This is a genomic window from Flavobacterium silvisoli (assembly GCF_004329815.1).
In the GTDB taxonomy this organism is placed as follows: Bacteria; Bacteroidota; Bacteroidia; order Flavobacteriales; family Flavobacteriaceae; genus Flavobacterium; species Flavobacterium silvisoli.
Genome location: NZ_SJPE01000010.1, coordinates 1 through 18,175, shown reverse-complemented (window position 1 = coordinate 18,175; position 18,175 = coordinate 1). Strand labels below are relative to the sequence as shown.

Annotated in this window: 13 protein-coding genes; 11 read left to right on the top strand and 2 right to left on the bottom strand. The window is 39.0% G+C overall.

Features of this window, described 5'->3' with window-relative positions:
* Positions 1–247: 247 nt before the first annotated feature.
* The 6 genes from guaA to yidC all read left to right on the top strand — a co-directional run bounded on the left by guaA (position 248) and on the right by yidC (position 8,270).
* On the top strand, positions 248–1,777 hold the full coding sequence (guaA, locus tag EZL74_RS08950) for a glutamine-hydrolyzing GMP synthase (protein WP_131476359.1): 1,530 nt from the start codon (positions 248–250) through the stop codon (positions 1,775–1,777).
* Positions 1,778–1,873: 96 nt separating this feature from the next.
* The gene (locus EZL74_RS08945) at positions 1,874–3,907 is read left to right on the top strand and encodes a LysM peptidoglycan-binding domain-containing protein (protein WP_131476272.1); all 2,034 of its coding nucleotides are present in this window, start codon (positions 1,874–1,876) and stop codon (positions 3,905–3,907) included.
* Positions 3,907–4,311 (top strand): OsmC family protein, encoded by a 405-nt coding sequence (locus EZL74_RS08940; RefSeq protein WP_131476271.1) that lies wholly within the window; start codon positions 3,907–3,909, stop codon positions 4,309–4,311. The genes EZL74_RS08945 and EZL74_RS08940 overlap by 1 nt, the downstream gene beginning before the upstream one ends.
* Positions 4,302–4,547: a DUF3820 family protein gene (locus EZL74_RS08935; protein ID WP_394345862.1), complete on the top strand. Its 246-nt coding sequence runs from the start codon at positions 4,302–4,304 to the stop codon at positions 4,545–4,547. The genes EZL74_RS08940 and EZL74_RS08935 overlap by 10 nt, the downstream gene beginning before the upstream one ends.
* 158 nt (positions 4,548–4,705) lie before the next feature.
* The gene (locus EZL74_RS08930) at positions 4,706–6,322 is read left to right on the top strand and encodes a CTP synthase (RefSeq protein WP_131476270.1); all 1,617 of its coding nucleotides are present in this window, start codon (positions 4,706–4,708) and stop codon (positions 6,320–6,322) included.
* Positions 6,323–6,371: 49 nt separating this feature from the next.
* Positions 6,372–8,270 carry a membrane protein insertase YidC gene (yidC, locus tag EZL74_RS08925; RefSeq protein WP_131476269.1) on the top strand — a complete coding sequence of 633 codons (1,899 nt, stop codon included), beginning with the start codon at positions 6,372–6,374 and terminating at the stop codon, positions 8,268–8,270.
* 68 nt (positions 8,271–8,338) lie between these two features.
* Here the strand turns inward: yidC and EZL74_RS08920 are convergent, their stop codons facing one another.
* Together EZL74_RS08920 and EZL74_RS08915 are read right to left on the bottom strand one after the other, a co-directional pair.
* Positions 8,339–9,301 carry a fasciclin domain-containing protein gene (locus tag EZL74_RS08920; protein WP_131476268.1) on the bottom strand — a complete coding sequence of 321 codons (963 nt, stop codon included), beginning with the start codon at positions 9,299–9,301 and terminating at the stop codon, positions 8,339–8,341.
* Between the two features lie 389 nt (positions 9,302–9,690).
* Positions 9,691–10,284 carry a fasciclin domain-containing protein gene (locus EZL74_RS08915; protein WP_131476267.1) on the bottom strand — a complete coding sequence of 198 codons (594 nt, stop codon included), beginning with the start codon at positions 10,282–10,284 and terminating at the stop codon, positions 9,691–9,693.
* Between the two features lie 225 nt (positions 10,285–10,509).
* On the opposite strand from EZL74_RS08915, the gene EZL74_RS08910 reads away from it, so the two are divergent.
* From EZL74_RS08910 to EZL74_RS08890, 5 genes are all read left to right on the top strand, one after another.
* Positions 10,510–11,211: a toxin-antitoxin system YwqK family antitoxin gene (locus EZL74_RS08910; RefSeq protein WP_131476266.1), complete on the top strand. Its 702-nt coding sequence runs from the start codon at positions 10,510–10,512 to the stop codon at positions 11,209–11,211.
* 42 nt (positions 11,212–11,253) lie between these two features.
* Positions 11,254–12,441, top strand: coding sequence for a tRNA 2-thiouridine(34) synthase MnmA (gene mnmA, locus EZL74_RS08905; RefSeq protein ID WP_131476265.1), 1,188 nt, complete (start codon positions 11,254–11,256; stop codon positions 12,439–12,441).
* A 27-nt stretch (positions 12,442–12,468) separates the two neighbouring features.
* Positions 12,469–14,088: a S8 family serine peptidase gene (locus EZL74_RS08900; RefSeq protein WP_131476264.1), complete on the top strand. Its 1,620-nt coding sequence runs from the start codon at positions 12,469–12,471 to the stop codon at positions 14,086–14,088.
* Positions 14,089–14,110: 22 nt separating this feature from the next.
* Positions 14,111–15,055 carry an NAD(P)H-dependent flavin oxidoreductase gene (locus tag EZL74_RS08895; RefSeq protein ID WP_131476263.1) on the top strand — a complete coding sequence of 315 codons (945 nt, stop codon included), beginning with the start codon at positions 14,111–14,113 and terminating at the stop codon, positions 15,053–15,055.
* A 380-nt stretch (positions 15,056–15,435) separates the two neighbouring features.
* Positions 15,436–18,175 (top strand): Ig-like domain-containing protein (locus tag EZL74_RS08890; protein WP_131476262.1); only part of this gene is annotated, 2,740 nt, incomplete at its 3' end.

Below are 18,175 nucleotides of genomic sequence, written 5' to 3'. Positions count from 1 at the left end.
TAATGAGTGCATTTTAAAATAAAACAGTGCAGGTTGCTGTAGTAATGAGCATATATTTAAAAAAAACAGTGCAGGTTACTGTAGTAATGAGCATATATTTATAAAAAACAGTGCAGGTTGCTGTAGTAATGAGCATATATTTAAAAAAAACAGTGTAGGTTGCTGTAGTAGTAACTTATTCTGAAAAAAAATGGTTGGATATAGAAAAGAGACTTTTTATTTTGGATGGAGAGTAGTACTTTTGCGCATGCAACACAACGTACTAATTTTAGATTTCGGCTCGCAATACACACAACTAATTGCACGCCGCGTAAGGGAATTGAATATCTTCTGTGAAATTTTCCCTTTTAATCATTTTCCTAATGATTTATCGTCCTACAAAGCGGTTATCCTTTCCGGTAGCCCTTATTCTGTTAGAGCCGAAGACGCTCCTCATCCTGATTTATCACAAATTCGCGGTAAGCTTCCTTTATTGGCCGTTTGTTACGGAGCCCAATATTTGGCCCACTTTAATGGAGGCGAAGTAGCTCCGAGTAACATTCGCGAGTATGGTAGAGCCAATCTGTCGTTCATCAAAGACGATGAAGTATTTATGGACGAAGTAGCTTTGAACAGTCAGGTTTGGATGAGTCACAGCGATACTATCAAACAACTGCCTGCCAATGGAGTGCTGATAGCCAGTACCAAAGACGTAACCAATGCTGCCTATCGCATCGAAGGCGAAAATACCTATGCCATTCAGTTTCATCCCGAAGTATACCACTCTGTAGACGGGAAACAGATTTTAGAAAACTTTTTGGTGAAAATTGCTCAGGTGCCGCAAAACTTTACTCCTAATGCTTTTGTAGAAGATTGTGTAAAAGAACTGCAGGAAAAAGTAAAGGGCGATAAGGTAGTACTCGGGCTCTCAGGAGGGGTCGATTCAACCGTAGCCGCTGTTTTATTGAACAAAGCTATTGGTAAAAACCTCTATTGTATTTTTGTCAATAATGGTTTGCTGCGCAAAAATGAATTCGAAAACGTGCTGCACCAATATAAAGATATGGGTTTAAACGTAAGAGGAGTTGATGCTTCCCAGCGGTTTTTAAAAGCACTGGAAGGAATAGAAGATCCTGAACAAAAGCGCAAAACTATCGGTAGAGTTTTTATCGAGGTGTTTGATGACGAAGCCCATCAAATTGAAGATGTGAAATGGTTGGCTCAGGGAACCATTTATCCCGATGTCATCGAGTCGGTTTCGGTTAAAGGACCAAGCGCCACCATCAAATCACACCACAATGTAGGTGGTTTGCCCGATTATATGAAACTGCAGATAGTGGAGCCCTTGCGCATGCTTTTCAAAGACGAGGTGCGCCGTGTTGGGAAAACACTTGGGATAGACGATGAGCTATTAGGAAGACATCCTTTTCCCGGTCCGGGCTTATCTATTCGTATTTTAGGAGCCATTACTCAGGAAAAAGTAAACATACTACAGGAAGTTGACGCGGTTTTCATCAATGGCTTAAAAGAACACGGGCTATATGACCAAGTGTGGCAGGCCGGTGCTATTTTACTTCCGGTAAACAGTGTGGGGGTGATGGGAGATGAACGCACTTATGAAAAAGTAGTAGCCCTGAGAGCGGTGGAGTCAACAGACGGAATGACAGCTGATTGGGTGCATTTGCCATATGATTTTTTGATGAAAATTTCAAATGAAATCATCAATAAAGTCAAAGGTGTGAACCGTGTGGTTTATGATATCAGTTCAAAACCACCTGCCACGATAGAGTGGGAGTAATACTGGTTTTCTCGACAAACGGTTAAAAAAAGTCGGTTATTTGCTTTCAAATGAAAAAGATTTGCTAATTTTAGCCATAAATAAAATAATAAGTACATGAAAAAGCGTATTCTTTTTTCAATACTTCTGACCGTTTTTTCTTTTGTGCTGACCGTTTCGGCCAAGCAGGAAAAGTATATTAAACACACGGTTAGTAAAGGTGAAACGGTTACTATTATAGCTCAAAAATACAAGGTAACACCTTTTGATATTTACAAACTCAATCCCGATTCTCAAAACGGCATTCAGTTAAACAGCGTATTGTTGATTCCGTCATCCACTATTGTTGGGGCTACAGCCTCTGTAACGCAATCAAAAGGAAATCCGCCTGCTACTCATTTGGTACAGCCAAAGGAAACTTTATACAGCATTTCAAAACAATACAACGTTACAATTGAAGAGCTAAAAGCAGCTAACGGTGACTTGTTGAATAATGGGTTAAAAACCGGTCAGAATATAAAAATTCCGGCATCTTCAGGAAATGCAACAGGAGTTGTTTCTGCTCCGGTTCCGGTTAAAGAATCGATCAAAGAAACTTTGAAGCCTATTGTGAAGGAAGAGCCCAGAGCAGCCTCCAAGGGTGAAACCACTTATCATGTCATCGAGCCAAAGGAAACCAAATACGGAGTGTCTAAACGATATGGCATGACCATAGAAGAGTTAGAACAATTAAACCCGCAAATTTTAAACGGTTTTCCTGTAGGTATGAAACTGGTGGTTTCGGGTACAGGAGCTACTGCTCACGCTGAAACACCGGTGGTTAACGGAATCAAACAAAAGGAAATCACACCTACCTCCAGCGGAAAAAAATATTTACAGGAATATGTGGTAAAACCTAATGAAACGGTTTCCAGCATTGCCAATGATTACGGCATGTCTGAAAGCGAATTGTTAGAACTCAATCCCGAATTGAAAAGAGGAGTGAAAACCGGAATGATTCTGAGGGTGCCTATCATCACTAAGAAAGAAGTCCCCGTCCCGGTTAAAGATCAAGGACAGGGAAATTTGATAAAGAAAATCAATACTAATGCGAGGAAACAACTCGCATTACTTTTTCCGTTTAATATCAGTAAAATTGAAAGTGATACGGTCAATACCACTCAGGCCCGTTTAAAAAAGGATAAATTCCTGAATCTGACTTTAGATTTCTATTCGGGAGCATTGATGGCGATTGATTCTGCCAGAGTATTGGGACTCAACATTGATATCAAGATTTTGGATTCTCAAGAAACCAAGAACAGTTCCAATGTAGCCGGTTTGGCCGAACAAAATAATTTGGCGGCTATGGATGCTGTTGTTGGACCGTTTTATCAATCCAATGCCGAAAAGTTGGCCGATTTGTTAGCGGTTTCCAAAACGCCTGTGATTTCGCCACTGTCTAAAGAAACAGGGAAGAAGTATCCTAATTTGTATCAATCAATGCCGTCTAATGACATTTTGCGCAGCACCATTTTTAACTACATGAGGGCTAAGGGAGGTAACATCCTTGTGGTGGTTGATCCTAAGAAAGGAAGTATTAAGCAATACATCCAGGAAATGCAGAAAGGTGTGCGTATCGTTGGTTTGAGTGAAAAAGGAACTTTTGTGGCGGACAGTTTGAAAGCTTTGCTTCAAAAAGACAGGCTGAATTATGTTGTCATAGCTTCTGAAAGTACCGGGATGATTTTGGCTACTACCACGGCTATGCTCAACGCACAAAAAGACTATCAGGTACAATTGGCCATCATGGAGCCAAATGAAACCTTGGATTTTGAAGAAATAGCCCTCAGTCGATTGACCAAGCTGAAGCTCCTCTATCCGTCAGTATCGCGACCAAATGAAACTCTTGAGGCCAGCCAGTTTGATGCCAAATACAAGAAACTTAACAAAATACTCCCGAATCAATACGCCATTCGTGGTTTTGACGTGACTTTTGATACGCTCCTGCGTTTGTCTCAGGATAAACCGTTTGAAGAAACTGTGTTGAGTAATCCTTCGGACCAAATAGAGAATAAGTTTGATTATGTCCTGAATGCTACTGGAGGGTATACCAACAAAGGAATTTATATATTATATTACGATACCGATTTAACGATTAAAGAAGCCTTATAATGCCAACATCAAAAGTGACCTATTTGGGCGATTTAAGAACATCGTCTGTTCATTTGCAGTCCGGGAGTGAAATTATTTCGGACGCACCGGTAGATAACAATGGAAAAGGAGCTGCCTTTTCGCCAACCGATACCGTAGCTAATGGTTTGGCTTCCTGCATGTTTACTGTTATGGGAATCAAAGCCCGTGATATGGGGATTGATTTTTCGGGAGCAACTGCCGAAGTGACTAAAATTATGGCAGCTGAGCCAAGACGCATCTCCGAAATTCACATCACATTTGACATGAACATAACGGTTGATGAAAAAACCAAAACGATTTTGGAGCGTACCGCCGAAACCTGTCCGGTAAACATGAGTCTGCACCCTGATATCAAGCGGGTAATCGTTTTTAATTGGAAGTAATTTTGAACTCCCAGCAACAACTTCTTATCAAACTGGCACATACTAAAATGCCTTTCGGTAAATACGAAGGGTATTACCTTATTGATTTGCCCGAGTATTATGTGGTTTGGTACAATCAGAAAGGCTTCCCGAAAGGTCAACTCGGTGAGCAATTACAACTTGTATACGAGCTTAAATTAAATGGTTTGGAACCATTGGTGCGTAACATCAAAAAGCAATATCCTAAGCCAATTTGAAAATGGCATGATTTGAAAATTTGAAGATGTCATAAGTGCATTTTACAATCCCAAAAAATAATAATTTTCAAATCTTCAAATAGACTAATCTTCAAATTAAATCGTATTTTTGCCTCGTTTTTTACAACAACAAATACAACAACACAACTACAACTACAATGAATCAAACACAAACAAAATACATTTTTGTTACAGGCGGTGTGACTTCTTCTTTGGGAAAGGGTATCATTGCCGCTTCTCTGGCCAAGTTACTACAGGCAAGAGGCTATCGAACAACCATTCAAAAATTTGATCCTTACATCAATGTTGATCCCGGAACACTGAACCCTTATGAACACGGAGAATGTTTTGTGACTGATGACGGTGCAGAAACCGATTTGGATTTAGGCCATTACGAACGCTTTTTGAATGTACCTACTTCTCAGGCCAATAATGTTACCACCGGAAGAGTCTATCTGTCGGTTATTGAAAAAGAACGCAGAGGAGAATTTTTGGGGAAAACCGTGCAGGTCGTTCCGCACATTACTAATGAAATTAAGGAACGTATGCAATTGCTCGGAAAATCGGGCGATTTTGATATAGTAATTACTGAAATTGGCGGAACAGTTGGAGATATTGAATCGTTGCCTTACATCGAATCGGTTCGTCAGTTAGTATGGGAGTTAGGTGAAGGCAATAGTATTGTTATTCATCTGACGTTAATTCCGTTTTTGGCCGCTGCCGGAGAATTAAAAACCAAGCCTACTCAACATTCGGTAAAAACACTGATGGAAAGTGGGATAAAAGCCGATATTTTGGTTTGCAGAACCGAACATGAATTGTCGGATGAGTTGCGCCAGAAATTAGCCTTGTTCTGTAATGTGAAACGTGAAGCGGTTATTCAATCAATTGATGCTTCCACGATATACGAAGTGCCGAATATGATGTTAGAAGAAGGATTGGATATCGTTGCTTTAAAGAAATTAAATCTGCCTAAAAAAGCGGCACCTGACTTAAAAAACTGGAATACCTTTTTGCACCGATTGAAGCATCCGAAACAAACAGTAAACGTAGGTTTGGTTGGAAAATATGTTGAATTACAGGATTCTTATAAATCTATTTTAGAAGCTTTTATACACGCAGGAGCTGCCAATCAGACTAAAGTAAATGTCATCAGTGTTCATTCTGAATATATTGATTCGACTACAGCTGCCGAGCAATTGCAAGGTTTGGACGGAATACTGGTAGCACCAGGATTTGGCGGACGCGGTATTGAAGGGAAGATAGAGACCGTTCGTTATGCCCGTGAACATAATATTCCTTTTTTCGGAATTTGTTTGGGAATGCAAATGGCGGTTATAGAGTATTCGAGAACTAAATTAGGGTTGAAAGATGCCAATTCTACCGAGATGAATGAGGAGACCAAAAATCCGGTAATATCTTTAATGGAAGACCAAAAGACTGTTACAGACAAAGGCGGAACCATGCGATTAGGAGCTTGGAAATGCGATATTAAAGAAGGGACGCTGGCACATCAAATTTATGGAAAAAACCAGATTTTGGAGCGTCATCGTCATCGTTATGAATTTAATAATGAGTACAAAAAACAACTGGAAAATGCCGGATTAATTGCTTCAGGTACAAATCCGGATACCGGTTTGGTAGAAATTGTTGAGTTGGCTGACCATCCGTTTTTTATAGGAGTACAATACCATCCGGAATATAAAAGTACAGTTGCGAATCCACACCCAATTTTTGTTAGCTTTGTGGCCGCAATGGTAAAACATAAAAAATAACGTTGTAACAATTACCAGATTGTTGCTTCTTATGACAAATAAGTAAATAATGGAAAAAAAGAAATTTGATTTTAATTCGATAATTGGATTTGGTTTAATCTTCATTGTCATCATGTGGATGATGTACAACAACAGACAAACTGAACTAAAAGAGCAACAGGAAAAAGCAAAAACAGAAAAAGAGGCAAAGGCTAAGTCGGTGGCAACTCCGGCTCAAGAAGTGGCTAAAACCATCAGCGATACTACTGTTGCAGATTCGGTTAAAATTCAAAAATTGCAGGGGACTTTAGGAAGTTTCGCTTATTCGGCAACTTTACCGTCGGCTAAAGAAGATTATACCGTTTTGGAAAACGATTTGATTAAACTCAAAATCGCCAATAAAGGAGGGTATATTGCAGAGGCTACTTTGAAGAAATTTGAAAGATTCAGTAAGAATTCCGGTAAATTGGTTGAGTTAATCAAAGACAATAACAGCAGCTTCAATCTTCAGTTGGCTACCAAAGACAATCGTGTTTTAAATACCAAAGATTTGTTTTTTGAACCTACTTTAACCAAAGTAGGAGCCAATCAAATTCTTTCGATGAAACTTAAATCAGGTGCTAATGAGTATTTGGAGTACAAATATGTATTGGCTCCAAATCAATATCTGGTTGATTTTGATATTCATTCTCAAGGTATGAATGGGGTTTTGAATACCACAAAACCAATCGATTTGCAATGGGATATGAAGACCTACCGCAACGAAAAGAGTATTTCGTATGAAAACCGTTATGCCGATATACGCTACGAATATGACGGAGGCAAAGATAATTACGTTGGACAAGGTAAAGACAAAGAGGAAACTCCTGAAAATGTTACGTTTGTAGCTTTTAAACAACATTTCTTTTCGAGCATTTTGGCTACTAAAACTCCATTTGCTACTTCAAAATTGCATTCGAATAATTTGGTAAACGACGAAAAAACGGATACTATTTACACCAAACAATTCAAAGCTAATTTGCCATTAGTAGCTACAAATGGTGAGTTGGATTATAAGATGAACTGGTATTTCGGGCCAACAGATTACAAAACGCTAAAAGACTGTGACAAAGGTTTTGATAAAATCATACCGTTGGGTTGGGGGATTTTCGGCTGGATTAATAAGTTTATTTTTATTCCGTTATTCGGATTTTTGAGTTCATACATGGCTCTTGGTATTGCCATTATCATTTTCACCATCCTGATTAAAGTGGCCATGTCGCCAATTACCTTTAAGTCGTTTTTGTCACAGGCTAAAATGAAAGTATTGCGACCGGAGATTATGGAAATCGGAGAAAAGTTCAAAAAAGATCCGATGAAAAAACAACAGGAAACGATGAAACTGTACAACAAAGCAGGGGTAAATCCTATGGCAGGTTGTATCCCGGCATTGATTCAGATTCCGTTCATGTATGCTTCATTCCAGTTTTTTCCATCAGCATTTGAATTGAGACAAAAAAGCTTCCTTTGGGCGAATGATTTATCGTCTTTTGACCAAATTGCCAAATTGCCTTTCCACATTCCGCTATACGGAGACCATATCAGTTTATTCCCGATATTGGCTGCAATAGCAATTTTCTTTTACATGAAAATGACTTCGGGTGACCAAGCTATGGCACAACCACCTCAAGACGGAATGCCGGATATGGGTAAAATCATGAAGATTATGATTTATGTTTCACCGGTGATGATGTTGATTTTCTTCAACAGTTACGGTTCCGGATTGAGTTTGTATAACTTCATTTCCAACTTAATTACCATTGGTATTATGATTGTCATCAAAAAGTATTTCATTGACAGTGATAAAATTCATGCACAAATTCAGGAAAATAAAACCAAACCCAAAGCAGAAGGAAAGTTTCAGCGAAAAATGAGAGAGATGATGGAGCAGGCCGAAGCTCAGAAACAGCTGCAAAACAAGAAAAAATAAATATTTTCATGTTATAAAAAAAGCGCGGTTATTAACCGCGCTTTTTTTTTCATAGCAATTAATATTTGTTACAAGGTTGGCAACAGTACTTTACTCAAAACGTGAATTACACCATTTGATGCTTGTACATCGGTAGCTATTATTGGACATTCACGGTTGTTGGCATCTTTTAGTCTTGCGCTGCCATTTAGTAATACTTTAAACGTTTGTGCCGGGCTTAGAATAGGAGTTATAACTTGTCCTTCGGTAAGAGTACTGGATAACACATTGGCCGGACTCACGACATGGTACTGTAATACTTTAGTCAAATTAGCTGCTGATACACCGGCAATTCCGCTTGGTGCTAATTCCGCATCTAATGATGTGAAAGCAGCATTGTTGGGTGCAAATACAGTAAAGGGTCCGGTTCCTGAAAGAATCCCTATAAAGTCAGGTTGTCCGGCACTGGTTAATGCGCCAACCAAAGAAGAGAAATTAGGGTTAGCAATTGCATGATTTACTACGGTTGGTAATCCTATGACATTGTCAACAATATGAATCACTCCGTTTGAAGCTTCAATATTTGCTGTTACTACAGTTGCACCCCCATTGGTTGCACCTCCATTTAATTTTACAGTTGAACCCACTTCTACAAACATGCTCAAGGTATTTGTAGAAGAAGCTGAACCTTTGGCTAATGTTTTTACGTAACCGGTTGTCAGTTCACTGCTGTTTAAAGAACCGGAGAGTACGTGGTTTTTTAAAATCTCTGTTAATACATTAACCGGTACAGCGTCTAAATTTGCATATCCGTTGGCCGTTAAAAATGCCTGAAATTTGTCATTTGTTGGAGCAAACACGGTGTAATCACCCGCGCTGTTGAATGTTGACGTTAATCCGGTTTTGTTTAGAGCACTTACCAAAGTACTTAAGTTTTCATTCTTAGATGCGATCTGTGCGATGGTTTCGGGAGTACTACTGCTATCGCTACTGCAGGAAATAATTGAAGCGCTAAAAGCTACAATTGCGAATGTTTTGAATAGTTTTTTCATAGTTATTATTGTTTAAGTTTACACAAATCTAAATTATTTTTGTTTAACAAAAAATATAAAAAATTAAACAAATTAATATTTATGAAAAAATTAACGCTTTTGTTTGATGTTGTTTCAGATGTTAAAAACCAGTGCTTTACGATATATATTGGTTTGATTTGTATTGGTGGTTATTTCGTGAAGTGAAAAAAAATAAACAAAATGATTTCACAATGATTGTTATCTGTTAATGCCTCAATGTAATTTTGATTCGTATTGAAATTTAGCAGCCATTGAATACACTTGTGATAAATTTATGTTCTGTGAATTAGATATTTTTGTTGAATGAATTATAAAAAAAAGGCTGTCTATAAAAGACAGCCTTTTTTAAAATTTATTAACTTGGTTTACTAGTCAGCGTTAACTGATAAAGGAAGTAAAACAGTATCTACAGTGTGAATGATTCCATTAGAACATCTAATGTCTCTGGCAGTAATTGTTGAAGAAAGATTAGCTGGAGGAGTGGCAGTGTCAAATGGATCAGGATATACAAGAGAGATAACATTGTCGTTTGGATAATTAATTGGATCCGGAACTACAACACTTGCGGTGATATTTTGACCATTCAAAGTAGTAACAGTTGCTTCGTTGGTTAAATTTGTAGAGAGTACTCTTGAAGTTAATACGTGATATTTCAATACTGAAGCCAATAATCCTGGTTTAGCGGCTTCCAAATCTTCAAGCGAAGCATATCCCAAGCTTATCAACATATTAGCAAAAGCATCATTGTTAGGTACAAAAACAGTATAGTTTCCTTCATTTTTAAAGGTATCAGTCAATCCTGCAACATCAAGGGCATCCACAAAACTACTTAGTTCGGGTGTTACGGTTGCAATCTCCGCAATTGACATTGTTTTTAATGATTTTTCGCTTTCAGCTTTTGAGCAGGAAAATGCCAAAAAAGCTACGGCTATCAGGCTGATTTTTTTCATAAAATTTTTCATCTATAGTAAGGTTTAATTTTTTTCAAATATAAAAAATAATCATTTAAATCAACAACTAAATCATAAAACACGCAAAAGTATTTGTTTGAGATATAAAACTTACTTGTTAAAAGAAAGTCAAAATTGTTTTTAACATTAGAATGGGATGAATGTTTTTTTACTTTTGAATTTATTTTTTTTTATACTAAACAAGATATTTTGTCGTTATACATAAAACAATTCGAAATGAAATACATATTAGTTTTCTTCTTTATCCATTCAGTATGCTTTGCTCAGGATTTTAATAAATTAGATGAAAATGGTAACAAACACGGTTTGTGGAAAGGTGTTTACGAAGAATCAAAAAGGCCTAGATACGAAGGTACATTTGTTCATGGAAAAGAAACGGGTCTTTTCAAGTTTTTTGATGATACCAAAGCCGGAACAGTGATTGCAACTCGTGAGTTCAATCCCAAAGACAATTCGTGCTACACTATTTTTTACAATCAAAAAAATAACAAAGTAAGCGAGGGTAAAGTGGTTAATAAACAATTTGAGGGCGAATGGAAGTATTACCACGAAGATTCTCCGCAAATCATGACATTGGAAAAATACACAAGCGGAAAGTTAGACGGAGTTAGAAAAGTGTTTTACAAAAACGGAAACATTGCAGAGGAAACCAGTTATAAAAACGGAATCAAAGATGGGCCGTATAAAAGCTACACCGAGAATGGCGTCGTGCTTGAAGAAACCACCTATAAAAACGGACAGTATGATGGCTTAGCTATTTTCAGAACGCCGCTTAATAAAATTGCAGGGAAAGGTTTTTTTAAAAACGGGAAAAAGGTTGGTATGTGGCAAGTTCTCGAAAAAGACAAACTAAAGGAAGTCAACATGAACAAACAGGGGAAGAAATTCGAAAAAAGAGTTAAACCGCTAGAACAATAATAAATAAACGAGTAATTTTGCGGCAAATTTTTTGCTGTACTAATGAAAAGAGTAGTTGTCGGACTTTCCGGTGGAGTTGATTCAAGCGTGGCCGCTTATTTGTTAAAAGAACAAGGATATGAAGTCATTGGTCTTTTTATGAAGAATTGGCACGACGATTCGGTCACCATTTCCAACGAATGTCCTTGGCTGGAGGATAGTAATGATGCTCTTTTGGTAGCTGAAAAATTGGGTATACCTTTCCAAACGGTTGATTTAAGCGAGCAATACAAAGAAAAAATCGTGGACTATATGTTCAACGAGTACGAACAAGGAAGAACTCCAAATCCTGATGTGTTGTGTAACCGCGAAATCAAGTTTGACGTTTTTATGAAAATTGCTTTAAGTCTCGGTGCCGATTACGTAGCTACTGGGCACTATTGCCGAAAAGGCGAAATACAAGTAAACGGTAAACCGGTTTACCAGCTTTTGGCCGGCAAAGATGACAACAAAGACCAATCCTATTTTCTCTGTCAACTATCGCAGGAACAATTGGCCAAATCCTTATTTCCGATAGGGGAATTAACCAAGCCGGAAGTTCGCGAAATTGCCATGCAGCTAGACTTAGTTACGGCTGAAAAAAAAGATTCCCAAGGGTTGTGTTTCATCGGAAAAGTACGTTTGCCTGAATTTTTGCAACAACAATTGCAACCCAAAGAAGGTTTGATTTATGAGATAGATGCCAACAGTTCTGTTTATCATCAGTCAATACCAATATTTAGTTCTCTGGAGGAACAATTGGCTTTCGAGTCTAAAGGGATTTCCTATACACCCGAAAACGGCAAGGTTGTAGGCAAGCATCAAGGGGCGCATTATTTTACCATTGGTCAGCGCAAAGGGTTAAATGTAGGGGGGACCAAAGAGGCTCTTTTTATCATTGCTACTGATGTAAAAACAAATGCTATTTATACCGGGCAAGGAGCCAATCATCCGGGTTTATTTAAAAAAACACTCAGAGTTCAACCGTCAGAAATTCACTGGATTCGGGAAGATTTGGCCTTGAATAATGGTGAGTCGATGCGGGTTATGGCCCGAATTCGTTACCGTCAGGCTTTGCAAAAAGCTACTTTATATCAATTCGAAAGTGGTTTGTATGTTACTTTTGATGAACCTCAATCAGCCATTACTGAAGGGCAATTTGTGGCTTGGAATATAGATGATGAATTAGTGGGTTCAGGAGTAATTTCATAAATTAGCATTTTCCAAAAGGTTAAGGCTATGAAAAAATTATTCTTTATTGCATTTTTACTGGTTAGTTCATTAGGATTTTCGCAGGAAGATGCTTGGGTTTATTTTACCGATAAACCGGAAACTCAGTTTTATTTCGATAATCCGCTGGAAATGCTTTCTCAAAGAGCTTTAGACAGAAGAGCCAATCAAAATATAGCAGTAGATAGTAAAGATGTGCCTTTGCATCAACCATACATTGATACGGTTGCATCCGCCAACGGAATTGTGGTTAAAGCCAAGTCGAAATGGTTTAACGCGCTGCATGTCAGAGGCAGCATAGCGGATATTCAAAGTTTGTCAAATCTGCCATTTGTTGATCATATTCAATTTGCTGACAGAAGTTTGAATAATACCAATAAGTCAGCTGCAGCAAAGAAAAAAGTATTGCAGAAAGTCAATAAAAATCTGGAGGTGACTACCTCATATGCCTATGGTAATTCGGGGAATCAAATCCAAATGCTCAATGCCCATCTGTTGCACCAAAATAATTTTACCGGTGCCGGAAAGATAATTGCTGTTTTAGATGCCGGCTTCCCAAATGTCAATACAGCGGTTCCGTTTCAACGCCTGCAATCGAATAATTTGATTTTGGGAGGATATAATTTTGTTGATGACAATACTAATTTTTACAGCAGAGGTTCACACGGGACTATGGTGCTTTCAGCCATGGGTGGATATGTGCCCAATCAATTGGTGGGTACAGCTCCCGATGCACAATACTATTTGTTCATAACGGAAGATATTGCTTCCGAAAATCCGGTAGAAGAAAGTTACTGGGTTGAAGCGGCTGAACTTGCAGATAGTCTGGGAGTGGATGTTATTACAACTTCTCTGGGGTATTTTCAATATGATGATCCAAGTTACAGTTATACTTATGAAGATATGAATGGCACGACTTCATTCGTTTCAAAAGGGGCCGAGGTTGCTTTCAGCAAAGGTATGGTGTGTGTGGCCAGTGCCGGAAATTCGGGAGCCGGACCCAATCCGTATATCGGTGTTCCGGCTGATGCTCAGAATGTGTTGACTGTGGGAGCCGTAAAACCAAACCGAACGTATGCATCTTTCAGCTCTATTGGTCCTTCGTTTGACGGAAGAATTAAACCCGATGTGATGGCTCAGGGGGAAAGTGCAGTGGTGTCAAATTTATCAGGGTCAATAATAACGGCTAATGGGACTTCTTTTTCTTGCCCTATTTTAGCCGGTGCCATAGCCAGTTTTTGGCAAGCTGTTCCTTGGGCAACTAATGTCCAAATTATTGATTTTGTGAAGCAATCTGCAGATGCTTTTTCAAATCCTACATACAATTACGGTTATGGAATTCCGGATTTTCAGTTGGCTTTAGATACAGCCCTTTCGGTAAGCAACAATTCTAAACCTCAATTTTTAGTGTATCCTAATCCGGCGAATGATGTTCTGTTTGTTTCTTTTCCAAATCATCTGAATCAGGCTACTATTGATTTTTACAACACTTTGGGACAGTTGGTTTTTCAAACGCAGGTAGAGGAAGCGACTTCATCGATTTCATTAAAAAAATTAAATCCCGGAATTTATTTTTATAAAATACAAAGCAATTCATTTTCGCAATCAGGCAAAATACTAAAAAATTAATACGGATAGTAATTCGATATAAATGAATAAAATTACCCAACTTTTCAATATAAAATATCCAATCATCCAAGGCGGCATGATTTGGAACAGCGGTTATAAATTGGCCAGTGCAGTCAGTAATGCTGGCGGTTTAGGATTAATAGGGGCAGGTTCTATGTATCCCGATGTTTTGAGGGAACACATTCAGAAATGTAAAAAAGCTACCGATAAGCCTTTTGGAGTAAACGTCCCGATGCTGTATCCTAATATCGAAGAAATTATTCAAATCATAATCGAAGAAGGGGTTAAGATTGTATTTACTTCGGCTGGAAATCCTAAAACATGGACTTCTCATTTAAAGCAACATGGCATTACAGTGGTTCATGTTGTGAGCAGTTCTAAATTCGCATTAAAGGCACAAGAGGCTGGTGTTGATGCGGTGGTTGCAGAAGGGTTTGAAGCTGGGGGGCATAACGGAAGAGAAGAAACGACGACTCTTACCTTAATTCCGATGGTCAGAGAAAACATTTCGATTCCATTAATAGCGGCAGGCGGAATAGCTACCGGGCGTGGTATGTTGGCGGCAATGATTCTGGGAGCTGACGGAGTTCAAATGGGATCTCGTTTTGCGGCTTCAGTGGAGAGTTCAGCACATGACGATTTCAAAAAAACAATCATTACGGTTAAGGAAGGAGATACTCAGTTGACATTAAAAGAGTTGGCTCCGGTTCGTTTGATTAAAAATAAATTTTATCACGATCTTGAGCAATTATATGCAAAATGTCCTACTCCTGAAGATTTAAAAACGCTGTTGGGAAGAGCCAGAGCAAAAAGAGGAATGTTTGAAGGCGATTTAACAGAGGGCGAATTGGAAATAGGTCAAATAGCCGGATTAATACATGAAATTAAACCGGTAAGTGTTATAATTGAAGATACAATAGCTGAGTTCAATGTTGCTTCCCGTGAGATGCAGCAGGTTTTGTTTTAAACGTTTTTGAACTAGCAATATAATTGTTAATAGGTTCCTAGTGTTGGGTAAACTTATTAACAATTTTCTTTTTTTTGAGACTTTTATTGAGTATTGATAACTTCTTTTAAATTTATTTAATTAATGTAACTTTCAATATTTCAATAAAATATAATTGATGGGCATTGTTTATTAAATGTTAATAATGTTGATTATTTTGTTTATAACATTTTAACAGCTCAAAGAGGGAGATTGTTTTTATGAGTAATATAGTAGAAGCATTTTTATTTTGGATAAAACTATAAAAACAGCATTTTTATTCTCTGTTTTACAGAGGGTTTTAGGATGTTTTAGCGGTTGAGAATTCGAATATTTCTGAAAATGTTTAAACTGAATTGCTTATGAGAATAACTACTCTTGTTAAAAAACATTTTTATAACGCTGTCTTACTACTGTTTTTGTTTGGAATAAATAACACGGTACTTGCTCAGTGTCCTACAATTGCCAATACTCATCAGTCATTTTGTGATACTCAAACGCCAACTGTAGGTAGTTTAGTGGCTACTGATAATGGAGGTGGTATCAGATGGTATACAACTTCTACTGGAGGAACTCCTTTGTCTAACTCCTTTGCATTAAATGATGGGGTTTATTATGCAGATGATATAACCGGGAGTTGTGCGGTTAGACCTTCAGTAACTGTGACTGTATATTCAAAACCGACAGCTGTTTTAGGTTCTATTCAATTTTGTCAGGCTTCAACAATTGCAGATTTAGCTCCGTATGTGATAGGGAACCAAATCAAATGGTATGCAACCCCGACAGGAGGAACCGTTCTTGCATCGTCTACACCTCTGGTAAGTGGTTCAACATATTATGCCAGTCAAACCAATCCCGACACCGGATGTGAGACTTCAAGAAAAGGTTTCTCGGTAACGATAACTATAGTTCCGACACCCACCGGTGATATGAATCCGAAGTTTTGCTCCGAATCCAATCCTTTGGTTGCTGATTTAGTTGCCAACGGAACTAATCTTTTGTGGTATCTCACGGCAACTTCGGGGATAGAGTTGGATAGTTTAACTCCTTTGGTAAACGGACAAACCTATTATGCCGAGTCAAATGTTGGTAACTGTCCAAGTGCCACTCGTTTGGCAGTAACTGTAACTATAGAAGCGCCGAATAATGCCGGTTCTTCCGGACAATTTTCAATTTGTGAAGATGTAGTTCCAAGTACTGACCCATTTGATTTATTCGACTTTCTTGGTGATGAGCCTGATAACACCGGCACATGGACAGGGCCTATTGCTACTACTAATGGCTACCAAGGAACAGTGGATGTCAGTACTATGACACCATCGGGAAGTCCTTATGTGTTCACTTATACCGTTAATACTTCAACTTCTTGTCCTGTAAATCCTCAAACGGTTACCATAACAATCATACAAAGTCCTTCAGTTTCAGTTAGTTTTAATCCGCCTGTGATTTGTGCCAACACAACTTCGACTCTGATTTTTACCGGTACGCCCAATGCAACGGTAACGTATACCATAAATGGAGGAGGCAATCAAATCATTGTTTTGAATAGTTCAGGAAGTGCTGCTTTGTCAGGTACATACGCTTCTGACACGACAGTGACATTGATAAGTGCCAAAACGGCTACCTTGCCGGGTTGTGTAAAACCACTCAGCCAAACGATAACCTTAACGGTAATTGACCCGACTGCCTCGGCAAGTTTTGCGCCAACAACTATTTGTGCCAATAGCAGTTCGAATCTGACTTTCACCGGAACACCGAATGCTACGGTAACCTATACCATCAACGGAGGAGCCAACCAAACCATCGTTTTAGATGCTTCTGGAACCGCTACTTTATCGGGGACTTATGCAGCTAATACGACCGTAGTATTGGTAAGTGTGACCACCTCGGGTTCACCAAGCTGTACCAAACCATTGAATCAAACTATAACCTTAACGGTAATTGACCCGACTGCTTCGGCAAGTTTTTCGCCAACAACTATTTGTGCCAATACCAGTTCGACTCTTACTTTCACGGGAACACCGAATGCCACGGTAACGTATACCATCAATGGAGGAACCAACCAAACCACTGTTTTAGATGCTTCTGGAACCGCTACTTTAACCAATATTTACACAACCAACACAACAGTAGTATTGGTGAGTGTGACCACCTCGGGTTCACCAAGCTGTACCAAACCACTCAGCCAAACGGTAACTTTAACGGTAATTGACCCGACTGCTTCGGCAAGTTTTGCGCCAACAACTATTTGTGCCAATAGCAGTTCGACCCTGACTTTCACCGGAACACCGAATGCTACGGTAACATATACCATCAACGGAGGAGCCAACCAAACCATCGTTTTAGATGCTTCTGGAACCGCCACTTTATCGGGGACTTACACGGTCAACACAACAGTAGTATTGGTGAGTGTGACCACCTCGGGTTCACCAAGCTGTACCAAACCACTCAGCCAAACGGTAACTTTAACGGTAATTGACCCGACTGCCTCGGCAAGTTTTGCACCAACAACTATTTGTGCCAATACCAGTTCGACTCTGACTTTCACCGGAACACCGAATGCTACGGTAACATATACCATCAACGGAGGAGCCAACCAAACCATTGTTTTAGATACTTCTGGAACCGCCACTTTATCGGGAACTTACACGGTCAACACAACAGTAGTATTGGTGAGTGTGACCACCTCGGGTTCACCAAGCTGTACCAAACCACTCAGCCAAACGGTAACTTTAACGGTAATTGACCCGACTGCCTCGGCAAGTTTTGCACCAACAACTATTTGTGCCAATACCAGTTCGACTCTGACTTTCACCGGAACACCGAATGCTACGGTAACCTATACCATCAACGGAGGAGCCAACCAAACCATCGTTTTAGATGCTTCTGGAACCGCCACTTTATCGGGAACTTACACGGTCAACACAACAGTAGTATTGGTGAGTGTGACCACCTCGGGTTCACCAAGCTGTGCCAAACCACTCAGCCAAACGATAACTTTAACGGTAATTGACCCGACTGCTTCGGCAAGTTTTTCGCCAACAACTATTTGTGCCAATAGCAGTTCGACTCTGACTTTCACCGGAACACCGAATGCTACGG